Annotated in this window: 15 protein-coding genes; 9 read left to right on the top strand and 6 right to left on the bottom strand. The window is 71.4% G+C overall.

Features of this window, described 5'->3' with window-relative positions; genetic code table 11:
• Positions 1-5: 5 nt before the first annotated feature.
• Together ACFYPN_RS16825 and ACFYPN_RS16820 are read left to right on the top strand one after the other, a co-directional pair.
• Positions 6-602 (top strand): GNAT family N-acetyltransferase, encoded by a 597-nt coding sequence (locus ACFYPN_RS16825; protein ID WP_389298885.1) that lies wholly within the window; start codon positions 6-8, stop codon positions 600-602.
• A gap of 32 nt (positions 603-634) precedes the next feature.
• Complete coding sequence (locus ACFYPN_RS16820; RefSeq protein ID WP_389298884.1) at positions 635-1,123, top strand: glutathione peroxidase; 489 nt, start codon at positions 635-637, stop codon at positions 1,121-1,123.
• A 79-nt stretch (positions 1,124-1,202) separates the two neighbouring features.
• Here the strand turns inward: ACFYPN_RS16820 and ACFYPN_RS16815 are convergent, their stop codons facing one another.
• Complete coding sequence (locus ACFYPN_RS16815) at positions 1,203-2,429, bottom strand: acyl-CoA dehydrogenase family protein (RefSeq protein WP_358756953.1); 1,227 nt, start codon at positions 2,427-2,429, stop codon at positions 1,203-1,205.
• Positions 2,430-2,610: 181 nt separating this feature from the next.
• Here ACFYPN_RS16815 and ACFYPN_RS16810 point away from each other — a divergent pair, with 181 nt between their 5' ends.
• On the top strand, positions 2,611-3,258 hold the full coding sequence (locus ACFYPN_RS16810; protein WP_358756951.1) for a TetR family transcriptional regulator: 648 nt from the start codon (positions 2,611-2,613) through the stop codon (positions 3,256-3,258).
• Between the two features lie 26 nt (positions 3,259-3,284).
• On the opposite strand, the gene def is transcribed toward ACFYPN_RS16810, so the two are convergent.
• Positions 3,285-3,833, bottom strand: coding sequence for a peptide deformylase (gene def, locus ACFYPN_RS16805; protein WP_358756949.1), 549 nt, complete (start codon positions 3,831-3,833; stop codon positions 3,285-3,287).
• Between the two features lie 113 nt (positions 3,834-3,946).
• Between def and ACFYPN_RS16800 the strand changes: the two genes are divergently transcribed.
• From ACFYPN_RS16800 to ACFYPN_RS16775, 6 genes are all read left to right on the top strand, one after another.
• Positions 3,947-5,185, top strand: coding sequence for a MurT ligase domain-containing protein (locus ACFYPN_RS16800; RefSeq protein ID WP_358756947.1), 1,239 nt, complete (start codon positions 3,947-3,949; stop codon positions 5,183-5,185).
• Between the two features lie 31 nt (positions 5,186-5,216).
• The gene (locus ACFYPN_RS16795) at positions 5,217-5,945 is read left to right on the top strand and encodes a glutamine amidotransferase (RefSeq protein WP_358756945.1); all 729 of its coding nucleotides are present in this window, start codon (positions 5,217-5,219) and stop codon (positions 5,943-5,945) included.
• 163 nt (positions 5,946-6,108) lie between these two features.
• Positions 6,109-7,134: a 6-phosphofructokinase gene (locus ACFYPN_RS16790; protein ID WP_358756943.1), complete on the top strand. Its 1,026-nt coding sequence runs from the start codon at positions 6,109-6,111 to the stop codon at positions 7,132-7,134.
• Between the two features lie 158 nt (positions 7,135-7,292).
• Positions 7,293-8,246, top strand: a complete 954-nt coding sequence (locus ACFYPN_RS16785) for a cytochrome c oxidase assembly protein (protein ID WP_358756941.1) — start codon at positions 7,293-7,295, stop codon at positions 8,244-8,246.
• 66 nt (positions 8,247-8,312) lie between these two features.
• Positions 8,313-8,471 carry a hypothetical protein gene (locus tag ACFYPN_RS16780; protein ID WP_358756939.1) on the top strand — a complete coding sequence of 53 codons (159 nt, stop codon included), beginning with the start codon at positions 8,313-8,315 and terminating at the stop codon, positions 8,469-8,471.
• Between the two features lie 175 nt (positions 8,472-8,646).
• Positions 8,647-9,363: a lysophospholipid acyltransferase family protein gene (locus ACFYPN_RS16775; RefSeq protein WP_358756937.1), complete on the top strand. Its 717-nt coding sequence runs from the start codon at positions 8,647-8,649 to the stop codon at positions 9,361-9,363.
• A 116-nt stretch (positions 9,364-9,479) separates the two neighbouring features.
• On the opposite strand, the gene ACFYPN_RS16770 is transcribed toward ACFYPN_RS16775, so the two are convergent.
• From ACFYPN_RS16770 to ACFYPN_RS16755, 4 genes are all read right to left on the bottom strand, one after another.
• Positions 9,480-11,057 carry an alpha/beta hydrolase gene (locus ACFYPN_RS16770; RefSeq protein WP_389298880.1) on the bottom strand — a complete coding sequence of 526 codons (1,578 nt, stop codon included), beginning with the start codon at positions 11,055-11,057 and terminating at the stop codon, positions 9,480-9,482.
• Positions 11,058-11,200: 143 nt separating this feature from the next.
• Positions 11,201-12,013: an urease accessory protein UreD gene (locus ACFYPN_RS16765; protein WP_389298878.1), complete on the bottom strand. Its 813-nt coding sequence runs from the start codon at positions 12,011-12,013 to the stop codon at positions 11,201-11,203.
• Complete coding sequence (gene ureG / locus ACFYPN_RS16760; RefSeq protein ID WP_358756931.1) at positions 12,010-12,687, bottom strand: urease accessory protein UreG; 678 nt, start codon at positions 12,685-12,687, stop codon at positions 12,010-12,012. The genes ACFYPN_RS16765 and ureG overlap by 4 nt, the downstream gene beginning before the upstream one ends.
• 125 nt (positions 12,688-12,812) lie before the next feature.
• The gene (locus tag ACFYPN_RS16755) at positions 12,813-13,475 is read right to left on the bottom strand and encodes an urease accessory protein UreF (protein ID WP_389298875.1); all 663 of its coding nucleotides are present in this window, start codon (positions 13,473-13,475) and stop codon (positions 12,813-12,815) included.
• Between the last annotated feature and the right edge of the window lie 3 nt (positions 13,476-13,478).

The following is a 13,478-nucleotide window of genomic DNA, read 5'->3' as shown; positions in this document are numbered from 1 at the left end:
CTCCCATGACCGAGATCGTCCCCGTATCGGGCCCCGAGCTCGTCACGTACGCCGACGAACTGGCCGCCCTGCTGGTGGACACCGTGCACGACGGCGCGTCCGTCGGCTTTCTCGATCCGCTCGACCGGGGCGCCGCAGCGGACTGGTGGCGGGAGCGTGCCAGGGCCGTGGAGGCGGGCACGCTGCGGGTCTGGCTCGCCCGGGACGGCGAGCGGGTGGCCGGTACGGTCAGCCTCGTTCCCGCGTCGCTGCCGAACGCCCGCCACCGTGCCGAGGTCGCGAAGCTGATGGTCCGCCCCTCCGGCCGGGGGCGCGGGCTGGGCCGCGCACTGCTGGCGGCCGTGGACGACTGGGCGGCGTCGGAGGGCTTGTCCCTGCTGGTCCTGGACACCGAGACCGGGAGCGCCGCCGAGCGGCTGTACCGGGCGGCGGGGTGGACGGAGTGCGGCTCGGTGCCGGAGTACGCGCGGGACCCGGCGGGGACGCTCAGGGCCACGACCTTCTACTACAAGACCCCCGGTGAGCGCGGGAAGGGCGGGAAGCCCGACGCGACCGCGGGCCCGGACGGCGCCGGGGCCACAATGGGCGGCGACGCCTTCTGACCGGGCGGCAGTTCCGAACGAGGAGTTCTCCGATGACCCTGCACGACATCCCCCTGCGGACCCTGACCGGCGAGCCGACGACGCTCGGCGCCTGGAGCGGCAAGGCGGTGCTGCTGGTGAACGTCGCGTCCAAGTGCGGCCTCACGCCCCAGTACGAGGGCCTGGAGCGCCTGCAGAACACCTACGGCGAGCGGGGCTTCACCGTCCTGGGCGTGCCGTGCAACCAGTTCGCCGGGCAGGAGCCGGGTACCGCCGAGGAGATCCAGTCCTTCTGCTCGACGACGTACGGCGTCAGCTTCCCGCTGCTGGAGAAGGTGGACGTGAACGGCGAAAGCCGGCACCCGCTCTACGCGGAGCTGACGAAGGTCACGGACGCCGAGGGTGCGGCCGGGGACGTCCAGTGGAACTTCGAGAAGTTCCTGATCTCCCCCGCCGGTGAGCCGGTCGCCCGCATCCGCCCGCGCACCGAGCCGGAGGCTCCGGAGGTCGTGGCCGCCATCGAGGCGCAGCTGCCCGCCTGACGTTCCCGGCCGGGGGCCGGGGTGCCCGGGTACCTGTCCCGAGCACCCCGGCCGAACCGGCCGTCCCGGCTGTCCCGTTTCAGCGGATCGGCATGCCCGAGAGGGTGCGGGCGATCACCAGGCGCTGGATCTCGCTGGTGCCTTCGAAGATGGTGTAGATCGCCGCGTCGCGGTGCATCCGCTCCACCGGGTACTCGCGGGTGAAGCCGTTACCGCCGAGGATCTGGACGGCCTGAGCGGTGACCTTCTTCGCGGTCTCGCTGGCGTACAGCTTCGACATCGAGCCCTCGGCCGAGGTGAACGGCTTGTTGGCGGCGGCCATCCAGGACGCGCGCCAGACCAGCAGCCGGGCCGCGTCGATCTGGGTGCGCATGTCGGCGAGCTGGAAGGCGACGCCCTGGTTGTCGATGATCGGGCGGCCGAACTGGGTGCGCGTCTTGGCGTAGTCGAGGGCGACCTCGTACGCGGCGCGGGCGGTACCGACCGCCATGGCGCCGACGGCGGGGCGGGACGCCTCGAAGGTGGCCATGGCGGCGTTCTTCACCCGCTCGCCGCCCGACTTCGCCCGCTCGCGGGCACGGGCGAGGCGCTCGTCGAGCTTCTCCTTGCCGCCGAGCAGGCAGTGGCCGGGGACGCGGACGTCCTCCAGCACCACCTCGGCGGTGTGGGAGGCCCGGATGCCGTGCTTCTTGAACTTCTGCCCCTGGGACAGCCCCGGGGTGTCCGGAGGCACGATGAAGGAGGCGTGGCCCTTCGAGCCGAGTTCGGCGTCGACGACCGCCACCACGACGTGGACGTTGGCGATGCCGCCGTTGGTCGCCCAGGTCTTGGTGCCGTTGAGGACCCACTCGTCCTTGGCCGCGTCGTAGACGGCGCGGGTGCGCATCGAGGCGACGTCGGAGCCGGCGTCGGGCTCGGACGAGCAGAAGGCGGCCACCTTCACGTCGTTCGCGTCGCCGTACATCTGCGGGATCCAGGTGCCGATCTGCTCCTCGGTGCCGTTGGCGAGTACACCCACGGCCGCCAGACCCGTGCCGACGATCGACAGGGCGATGCCCGCGTCGCCCCAGAAGAGCTCCTCCATCGCCACCGGGATGCCGAGGCCGGTGGGGTCGAAGAACTGCTGGGCGTAGAAGTCGAGCGAGTAGATGCCGACCTTGGCGGCCTCCTGGATGACCGGCCAGGGAGTCTCCTCACGCTCGTCCCACTCGGACGCCGCCGGCCGGATCACATCGGCGGCGAAGCCGTGGAGCCAGTCGCGTACCTGCTTCTGGTCTTCGTTGAGCTCAAGCGTGAACTCGGCCATGTTCCCCTCCATGCACTGCCCGACATTGCGTTACTTACGGTAACAGCAGTCTGTTACCGGCAAGTAGCCCCTGTCAACCGCTCATGGACCGATCGGCGCCCGTCCGAGCCGGGGTGTTACGTTGCCCGGGCGCGCGGAAAGCGCCAGGCCAGAGGTGTCAGGGGTGGGGAAAGGGCGAAAGATGGAGACCGCACGACAGGCCGACCGGCAGCGGACGGCGGCCGAGCAGCGGCGCCGGGAACTGCTGGAGGCAGCCGACCGGGTGGTGCTCAGGGACGGCCCCAGGGCCTCCATGAACGCCATCGCCGCCGAGGCGGGCATCACCAAGCCGATCCTCTACCGCCACTTCGGCGACAAGGGCGGCCTCTACCGCGCCCTCGCGCAACGCCACACCGACGCCCTGCTGAGCAATCTGCGCGCCGCTCTCGACGCCCCCGCCGAACGCCGCCGACGGGTGGAGAACACCCTCGACACCTACCTCGCGGCCATCGAGGCCCGCCCGCAGGTCTACCGCTTCCTGATGCACCCGTCCGACGACGTCCCCGCGCCCGAACCGGGATTCGACACCGGCCGGCACTCCGTGCCGCTGCTCCGGCGCCTCGGCGAGGAGCTGGGACAGGTCATCGCCGAGCGGGTCGAGCTCGGCGCGGACGGCGAAGAGACGGCCCGGATCTGGGGTCATGGAATCGTCGGGATGATGCACGCGGCGGGCGACTGGTGGCTCGGCGACCGCCCCGTCCCGCGCGAACGCCTGGTACGCAGCCTCGCCGACCTGCTCTGGGGCCGGCTGGCCGAGGTGGGCGACAAGCCGGGTGCGCCCGGCTTCTGAGCGCCTTCGACAACCCCATACAGGCCCTAAGGCCTCGGTTCGGCCCAGGGTGCCCGGCGGGCCTTGCGCAACGCCCGCGCCCGGCGCAGTCCGGTCAGCCGGTCGGTGTAGACGGTGCCGTCCAGGTGGTCGCACTCGTGCTGGAGACAGCGCGCGAACCAACCCGTACCGGTGATCTCGATCTCCTCGCCGGTGACGGTGCGCCCGCGCACCACCGCCCGGTCGAAGCGCTCGGTGCCCGCTTCGATGCCCGGCAGCGACAGACACCCCTCGGGGCCGCGTACCGTGATGCCGTCCGCCTCCACCAGCCGGGGGTTGACCACGTGGCCGAGGTGGCGGACGTCGTCGTCGTCCGGGCAGTCGTATACGAAGACCCGGAGCGGCACACCGATCTGATTGGCCGCGAGACCGACGCCGCGGGCCGCGTACATGGTGGCGAACATGTCCTCCACCAGCCGGGCGAGCGAGGGACCGAAATCGGTGACGTCCTCGCAGGCACGGTGGAGGACGGGGTCACCGAGGGTGCTCACGGTACGAATGATTCCGGAACTGCCGGGGATCGGGCGGTTTCGCATGGCCGTAAGGGTACGGTCCGCCTTGACCGCCCTGTTCCGTGGTGCCGCGGTGCGGCCGTCGCGCTGGACATCGATAGGCTGGGCGTGGACCGATGCAAGGAGGATCTAGGACGATGGCAGGCAACACGGAGCCGTTGTCGCCGCGGGCCAAGCTCGCCGTGACGGCGGGCAAGGCCGCGGCGGCGGTGTCGCGCGCCGCGGGGCGCGGCAGCGGATCGGTGATCGGCGGCCGGGTGGCGCTCAAGCTCGACCCCGACCTGCTGGGGCGGCTGGCGCAGCACCTGGACGTGATCCTCGTGTCGGCGACGAACGGCAAGACGACCACCACACGGCTGATCGCCGAGGCCTTGCGGGCCGCTGGGCCCGTCGTCTCGAACGCGCTCGGCGCGAACATGCCGGCGGGCATCACCTCGGCACTGGCCGGCGGATCGGACGCCCGGTTCGGCGTGATCGAGGTCGACGAGAAGTACCTCGCCGGAGTGGCGCGCGACACGACGCCCAAGGCGATCGCGCTGCTCAACCTCTCCCGCGACCAGCTCGACCGCGCGGCGGAGACCCGCATGCTGGCCGAGCACTGGCGCGAGGGACTGGCGGGCTCGAAGGCCGTCATCATCGCCAACGCGGACGACCCGCTGATCGTCTGGGCGGCCTCGTCCTCCCAGAACGTGGTGTGGGTGGCGGCCGGTCAGGCGTGGAAGGACGACGCCTGGTCCTGCCCCTCCTGCGGCGGTGTGATGCAGCGCCCCGGGGACGACTGGTTCTGCGGGCAGTGCGGATTCCGCCGTCCGGCGCCGAGCTGGGCGCTCAACGGCGACTACGTGCTCGACCCGCACGGCTCCGCGTGGCCGATCCACCTCCAGCTGCCCGGTCGCGCCAACAGGGCGAACGCCACCTCGTCGGCCGCCGTGGCGGCCGTCTTCGGGGTTCCCCCGCAGGTGGCGCTGGAGCGGATGTACCAGGTGCAGGCGGTGGCGGGCCGTTACGACGTGGTCTCGTTCCACAACCGCGATCTGCGGCTGCTGCTGGCGAAGAACCCGGCCGGCTGGCTGGAGACGTTCTCGCTCATCGATCCCCCGCCGACGCCGGTGATCCTCTCCGTCAACGCGCGCGGCGCGGACGGCACGGACACCTCCTGGCTGTGGGACGTCGATTACACGCAGCTGACCGGTCACCCGATCTTCGTGCTCGGGGACCGCAAGATGGACCTCGCCGTCCGGCTCGAAGTGGCCGGTCTGGACTTCCGTGTCTGCGAGACCCTGGACGAGGCCGTCCAGCTGGCACCGCCCGGCCGCATCGAGGTCATCGCCAACTACACCGCCTTCCAGGATCTGCGCCGTCGTGTCGGCAACTGATCCCCGCCAGGGCCTCCGGAGAGGACGAAGCATGAGCAACAACGGTCTGCGTCTGGTCTGGGTCTACCCCGACCTCCTCAGCACCTACGGCGACCAGGGCAACGCCCTCGTCGTCGAGCGGCGGGCACGGCAGCGCGGCCTCGACGTGCAGCGGGTCGACGTACGCAGCGACCAGCCGATCCCCACGTCGGGCGACATCTACCTCATCGGCGGCGGTGAGGACCGGCCCCAGCGGCTGGCGGCGGAGCGGCTGCGCCGCGACGGCGGACTGAGCCGGGCCGCGTCGAACGGCGCGATCATCTTCTCGGTCTGCGCGGGCTACCAGATCCTGGGCCACGAGTTCATCAACGACCTCGGGGAGCGGGAGCCGGGCCTCGGGCTGCTCGACGTGGTGACGACCCGCGGCGAGGGCGCGCGGTGCGTCGGTGACGTACTGGGCGACATCGACCCGAACCTCGGTCTGCCGCCGCTCACCGGTTTCGAGAACCATCAGGGCATCACACACCTCGGTCCGACGGCGCGTCCGTTCGCCCGGGTCCGGGTGGGCCGGGGCAACGGCACCGGGGACGGTACGGAGGGCGCGTACAGCGACACCGTGTTCGGGACGTACATGCACGGTCCGGTGCTGGCGCGCAATCCGCTGGTCGCCGATCTGCTGCTGAAGCTGGCCCTCGACGTCAACGCGCTGCCGCCGGTGAACGACCACTGGTACGAGGCGCTGAGGTCGGAACGCATCGCCGCGGCGACCCAGCCGGCCTGATGTGACGGCCTTGTTTCGTCTGAGTTGAATCCGGCTCAACCGAGCGGAGTCCAGCAGGCGGACAGAGGGTTCGGTCCCGCCACCCTGCGCCGGTAGGGTGGCGGGTATTCAGCCGGACGACGCGGTCCGGTCGTCGGCCCACGTTGCAAAGGTTCCTCGGGCAATGCGCATTGGTGTCCTCACGTCCGGCGGCGACTGCCCCGGTCTCAACGCAGTCATCCGCTCCGTGGTGCACCGGGCAGTTGTCGACCACGGCGACGAGGTCATCGGCTTCCACGACGGATGGCGCGGCCTTCTCGAGTGCGACTACCGCAAGCTCGATCTGGACGCGGTCGGCGGCATCCTGTCCCTCGGCGGCACCATCCTCGGCTCGTCCCGGGTCCAGCCCGCGCACCTGCGCGATGGCGTGGAGCGGGCCAGGGGTCACGTCGCCGACCTGGGCCTCGACGCGATCATCCCCATCGGCGGCGAGGGAACGCTGAAGGCGGCCAACCTCCTCTCCGAGGCGGGGCTGCCGATCGTCGGCGTACCGAAGACCATCGACAACGACATCGCCTCCACCGACGTCACCTTCGGTTTCGACACCGCCGTGGGCGTGGCCACCGAGGCACTGGACCGGTTGAAGACCACCGCCGAATCGCACCAGCGCGTGCTGATCGTCGAGGTCATGGGCCGTCACACCGGGTGGATCGCCCTGCACTCGGGCATGGCGGCCGGCGCGCACGCCATCGTGGTGCCGGAGCGGCCGTTCCACATCGACGAGCTGACGAGGGTCGTCGGGGAGCGCTTCTCGGCCGGCAAGAAGTTCGCGATCGTGGTGGTCGCCGAGGGCGCCAAGCCGCAGGACGACACGATGGACTTCGCCACCGGTTCCGAGGACATCTACGGGCACGAGCGTTTCGCGGGGATAGCGTCCCAGCTCTCGGTCGAGCTGGAGCGGCGCCTCGGCAAGGAGGCCCGCCCGGTCATCCTCGGCCACGTGCAGCGCGGTGGTACCCCCACGGCGTACGACCGGGTACTCGCCACCCGCTTCGGCTGGCACGCCGTGGAGGCGGTGCACCGCGGCGAGTTCGGCATGATGACGGCGCTCCAGGGCACGGACATCCGGATGGTGCCGCTGACCGCCGCGGTGGAGACCCTCAAGACCGTCCCGGCGGAGCGGTACGCCGAGGTGGACTGCGTTCTCTGAGCCTCTCCGCCCCCTCCTGCTCCCGCCACACGGCTTCCGGCAGGAGCGGTCACGACACCCCCGGGACTGCCCCCGGCCGCAAGCGCGGTCGGGGGCAGTCCTAGTCTGGACCGGACAACCGGCACGAATCGGGGACGTCCCCCAGCAGGAGTGAACAGATGGATCACGGCGGGCACGGCATGGACATGGATCTGCCGCCGTTCACACTGGGCCGCGGGCTCGCGTTCTCCGCGGACCCGTTCTTCCTGGTCGGGTGCCTCGCGGCACTGGCCCTGTACGGCTGGGCCGTGGTGCGGCTGCGGCGGCGCGGCGACGACTGGCCGGTCAACCGGATCGTCTTCTTCGTGGTCGGGGTGCTCACCATCGCCCTGGTGATGTGCACCCGGCTGAACGACTACGGCATGGTCATGTTCAGCGTCCACATGATCCAGCACATGGTGATCAGCATGCTCTCGCCGATCCTGCTCCTGCTGGGCGCGCCGGTGACCCTGGCGCTGCGGGCGCTGCCGGTGGCGCGGAGGCGGGGCGCCAAGGGCCCGCGCGAACTGCTGCTGATGCTGCTCCACAGCCGTTACATGAAGATCATCACGCATCCGGTCTTCACGATCCCGCTCTTCATCGCGAGTCTCTACGGCCTCTACTTCACCCCGCTCTTCGACTTCCTCATGGGCTCGAAGCCGGGCCACCTGGCGATGATGGTGCACTTCCTCGCGGTCGGTCTGGTCTTCTTCTGGCCGATCATGGGGATCGATCCCGGCCCGCACCGGCCCGGCTACGTGATGCGGATGCTGGAGCTGTTCGCGGGGATGCCGTTCCACGCGTTCTTCGGCATCGCCCTGATGATGGCCTCCCAGCCGATGGTGGAGTCGTACAAACACCCTCCGGCCTCGCTGGGCATCGACGCGCTGAGCGACCAGAGCTGGGCGGGCGGTATCGCCTGGGCCTTCAGCGAGGTGCCGTCCGTGCTGGTGCTGATCGCGCTCGTCTTCCAGTGGTACCGCTCCGACCAGCGGCTCGCGAAGCGCGAGGACCGGGCGGCGGACCGGGACGGCGACCAGGAGCTTGCGGCTTACAACGCGTATCTCGCCTCATTGCAGACGCGCGGACGGTAGCGCGCCACCCGTCTCGGGGGCGACCATGGTCCCAACGGCCGCGCGGCCGACGAGGAGCGTGCGCGCATGTCCGGATCGACGAAGTCCATGGGAGTCATCACCGTCACGGCCCTGGTGGCGGTGACGGCGTACACGGTGGCGTTGGGGAGCAACGGCTGGCTCTGGTTCGGGTGGGTGGTGCTGGGGCTGTGCACGCTCGGCATGCTCGCCATCCGGGACGCCTGACGCGGCCGCCCGCTTCCGGTCCGCGCCGTGCTCGGGCCCCGGCCAGCCCGGACCGGGTGTCCGGTCCGCACCTGCGGACCGGGGCGCCGCACCGCTTACACTGACGGGCCCGCACACCCGGGTGTCCGGTACGAAGCAGCCCGAGGCCGATCCGGCAGAACGAGGTTCACCCTCCGTGTTCTACTACGTGCTGAAGTACGCCGTGCTCGGCCCGCTGCTGCGGCTGCTCTTCCGGCCCCGCATCGAGGGACTGCACCACATCCCCGCAGAGGGGGCGGCGATCGTCGCCGGCAACCACCTCTCCTTCTCGGACCACTTCCTGATGCCCGCCATGCTCAAGCGCCGCATCACCTTCCTGGCGAAGGCGGAGTACTTCACCGGTCCCGGGATCAAGGGGCGGCTGACGGCGGCGTTCTTCCACAGCATCGGGCAGATCCCGGTGGACCGGTCGGGCAAGGAGGCGGGTGCGGCGGCGATCCGTGAGGGGCTCGGCGTCCTCGCCAAGGGTGAGCTGCTCGGCATCTACCCGGAAGGCACCCGCTCGCACGACGGGCGCCTCTACAAGGGCAAGGTCGGGGTCGCGGTGATGGCCATCAGGGCAGGGGTGCCGGTGATCCCCTGTGCGATGGTCGGCACCTTCGAGATCCAGCCGCCCGGTCAGAAGGTGCCGAGCATCCGGCGGGTCACGATCCGTTTCGGTGAGCCGCTGGACTTCTCCCGGTACGCCGGGCTGGACAACCAGAAGGCCGCGATCCGGGCCGTCACGGACGAGATCATGTACGCGATCCTGAATCTGTCCGGGCAGGAGTACGTGGACGAGTACGCGGCGAAGGTGAAGGCCGGCACAGCGGCCGGCGCGAAGCGGCCCGGACGTCCGGGCGAGCAGGGCTGATCCCCGCGGCCCTTCCGGCGGCTTCCGGTCGGCTTCCGGCCTGGCTGCGGGGGTGGGAGTGCGGGTGGCCGGATCGTGTCCCGGCCACCCGCGCTCCCCTGTCGTGGGTCTCCCGGTTACGGGACGGGCGTGGCGTGCGGGCCGCACGTCACGTCGTGCCGGTCGGTGGCGCCGGTGAGCAGATAGGTGTTGACCCGCTCGTTGACGCAGGGGTTGAGGAGACCGGTGACCCCGTGCGATCCGGCGTCCTTCTCGGTGATCAGCCGGGACCCCTTGAACCGCCGGTGCAGTTCGACCGCTCCTTCGTAGGGGGTGGCGGCGTCACGTGTGGACTGCACGATCAGGACGGGCGGGAGTCCCTTGCCCGTCCGCACCTCCAAAGGCGACTGGCGCTTGGTCGGCCAGGTGGCGCAGGGGAGGTTCATCCACGCGTTCGCCCAGGTCAGGAACGGGTAGTCGCGGTGCAGCCGGGTGTTGTCCCGGTCCCAGGTGCGCCAGTCGGTGGGCCACTGGGCGTCCGCGCACTCGACCGCGGTGTACACGGCGTTGCTGTTCTCGGTGGCGATGTTGCCCGCGAGGTCACCGAGGTCGGGGGCGATGGCGTCGACGAGCGCCTGGGTGTCTCCGGCCAGGTAGGCGCTCCAGGTCCGCGCGACGGGTGCCCAGGAGGAGTCGTAGTACGGCGCGCTCTGGAAGAAGCCGGTGAGCTCGGCGGGGCCGACGACGCCACCGATGGGGTTCTTCTTGGCGGCCGCACGCAGGGTGAGCCAGGCCTGCTCGACCTTCTGGGGCGTGTCGCCGATGTGGTAGACGGAGTCGTTGCGGGCGACCCACGCCTGCCAGTCCTCCCAGCGGGTCTGGAAGGCGACGTCCTGGTTGAGGTTGGCCTCGTACCAGATGTTGCTCCGTTCCGGGTTGACGACGCTGTCCACGACCATGCGGCGCAGGTGCCCCGGGAAGAGCGTTCCGTAGACCGCCCCGAGGTAGGTCCCGTAGGAGACGCCGAGGTAGTTCAGCTTCCTCTCGCCGAGCGCCGCCCGGATGACGTCCAGGTCGCGCACGGTGTTGAGGGTGGTCATGTGCGGCAGCAGATCGCCGCTGCGCTCGGCGCAGCCGGCCGCGTACTCGGCGGCGAGCTTGCGCTGGGCCCGCTTGTCCGCCTCGGTGTCGGGGACCGGGTCGGCCTTGGGCACCTTGACGTACTCCTGCGGGTCGGCACAGGAGACGGGGGCGGAGTGGCCCACGCCGCGCGGATCGAAGCCCACGAAGTCGTAGGCCGCGGCGACCTTCGTCCAGATCGGGTTCTTGTTGGTGATCCGGGTCGGGAAGCGCATACCGGAGCCGCCGGGGCCGCCGGGGTTGTAGACGAGGGCGCCCTGGCGTTCGGCGGCCGTCCCGGTGCTCACGTGGCGGTCGACGGACAGCTTGATCCGCTTCCCGTTCGGCTTCGCGTAGTCGAGCGGGACGGTCACCCAGCCGCACTGGATGGGCTTGGGGAGCCCGTACTCGGCGGGGCAGTCCGCCCAGTCGATGCCCTCGCGCGCGGCACGTTCCGCGGCGATCGCCGCTCCACGTGCCTCGGCCGCGCCGGTGTGCCGGTTGTCCGCTCCGGCCGCCGGTGCGGCCGTCATGCCCGCTATGAGCGTCCCCGCGATCAGAGTGCCGGCCGCGCCGAGCACTGCAGTGCGTCTCAAGTGGAACCTCCCCCATGGGTGTCGTGCCGCGTGTGCGGCACGGATCTACGGTTTCCCGCGGATCATTTCCCCTGTGAGGTTCCTGAGAACAGTGCGCATCCACCTTTCTTTACCCAACCGATAACCGGTAACAGCGGTACCGATCAGCGGACTTGGCCGTGCTCGCTCCTCAAGGCCGCTGCCGCTCGGCCGCGTTGAGCTGCACTTTCACCGCCCAGGACGAGTCGCACGGCCCCGTCCAGGACCCCGCGCAGCAGTCGGGCGTCGGCGGCCACGGCCGTGACCAGTGCGGCGGGTCCCGCCAGCGGGGTGAGGACGGCGGTGGGGCCCAGGAGACAGGGGCCCATCGGCTGCTCGTCGAACTCCGGCATCACGAAGAGGAGTTGGCCCACAGCCCGATGGGCGCCGAGCACGGCCGGCCCGTCCCATCCGCCCGGGGCGCCGGGACCGTAGGCGAGCTCCTGGTCGAGCAACGGGCGTCCCGCGCGCCGCACGGTGAGACGGGTGGTCAAGGAGCCCGTGGGTTCGCCGTGGCGGCCCAGGACCTGCTCCTCCCTGAGCACGAGCCGTGCGGTGGCGGCGAGTTCGACGGTGGTGGTCATCCGTAGTTCGCTGCCGCGGGCGGAGATCAGCTGCTCCGGGAGCCAGCGCAGCTCGGCGTCCTCGCCCACGGTCAGCCGGACGTCGTACCGGGCGGCCTCCGGGCCGGGGAGCGCCACCGTGGCGGCGGCGGCACCGACGGTGAGCCGCGCCCCGTTGCCGGCCTCCACCTCGACGGCGAGGTGGTCGCCGCCGAGGGGTGCGCTCATGGCGCCGACGACCGTGACCCCCGCGTACGGGGCGGGGGCCCGGGTCCGGCGCAGCGCGAGGGGGCCGTCGCTCTCCAGCACGGGCAGCGCGGTGGAGCCCCGCCCGTCCGTGACGGCGCGGACGCGGGCGGTCGCGGTGACGCTCACGAGGACCAGGCGGCGAGCTGCGACCTGACCCACCCGGCCACCGGCGCCACGCCGTCGGCGGAGGTCAGCGAGGTGAAGACCACGGGCAGTTCACCACGCTGCCGGGCGGCGTCCTCGGCCATCCGGCCCAGGTCGGAGCCGACGTACGGGGCGAGGTCGGTCTTGTTGACGACGAGCAGGTCGGCGGTGGTCACGCCGGGGCCTCCCTTGCGCGGGATGTCGTCGCCGCCGGCCACGTCGATGACGAACACCTGGGCGTCTACCAGCCCTTTGGAGAAGGTGGCGGTGAGGTTGTCGCCGCCCGACTCCACGAGGATGAGGTCGAGCGGGCCGACGCTGTCCTCCAGGTCCTCGACGGCTTCGAGGTTGGCGGAGATGTCGTCGCGGATGGCGGTGTGCGGGCAGGCTCCGGTCTCGACGGCCTGGATGCGCTCGGGCGGGAGTACCGCGTTGCGGAGCAGGAACTCCGCGTCCTCGCGGGTGTAGATGTCGTTGGTGACCACGGCGATGGAGAACTCGTCGCGCAGCGTACGGCAGAGGGCCGCGACGGTGGCGGTCTTGCCGGAGCCGACGGGGCCGCCCAGTCCGATGCGCAGGGCTCGGCGGGTGCCGTCCGGACGTGCGGCGTCCGCGCCGACCGCGGCGGGCCCGTCGTGCGAGTGGTCGAGATGCATGGTGCGGCTCCTGGGCTCCTGGGTGACGGAAGGTGCTGGGTGGTGTCCGGTGCGTGCGGTCGCTGGGCCGTGTCCGACAATTCCTGGCGGGCGTGCGGCCCCCGGCGGGAATCGTCGGACAGCCCTTAGGAGGCGAAGAGGCGGACGGGCCAGGTGGCGTGGGTCTCGGCGGCGATGTCGAGCAACGGGGCCGAGGCCGCGGGGAGGGCGTCGATGCCCTGCCGGGCTGCGGCGGCGGCCCGTTCGGCGACACGGTCGAGTTCGGGGGCGAGCCGGGCGAGGACGGCGGTGGCCTCGAAGGGGTCGAGCGAGAGCAGCCGCACGACGGCGGTGGACGGCCCGCCGACCGCCTCGTACGCGGCGCAGTAGGCGGCGTCCTCGGGGGTCAGGCCGGCCGAGGCCGCGGTGAGCCCGAGGACGACGGGCTGGTGGGCGCCGCGCGGCCGGGCGGCAGCGAGCGCGTCGAGGGCGGGACTCGGCCAGGTGGACCTGGCGGCCCTCATGAGCTGGCGGCCGAGCTTGCGGGCGGTGGCCCGCAGGGCAGGTGACGGGGTGCGGGCGTCCGCCGCCTCGTCGAGTGCGAGCGGGTCGTGGCCGAGGGCCGCCGCCGCGGCGAGCGCGGCGGCGGTGAGCCCGGTGGTGTGCAGGCGGCCCCGGCAGAAGTCGGCGAGGTCGCCCGCGTCTCGGACGCGTCCCGCTGTGACGGCCGGTTCGGCTCCGCCGGAGTGGGCGTGGCCTCCGGCGGGAAACCGGCCGTCGGCGAGGACGAGCAAGGCTGCGCGTGACATGGT

The sequence above is a fragment of the Streptomyces sp. NPDC005576 genome (genome assembly GCF_042871745.1).
Lineage (GTDB): Bacteria > Actinomycetota > Actinomycetes > Streptomycetales > Streptomycetaceae > Streptomyces.
Note: the sequence above shows the minus strand (reverse complement) of the source record. Positions and strands in the feature narration are given on the sequence as shown.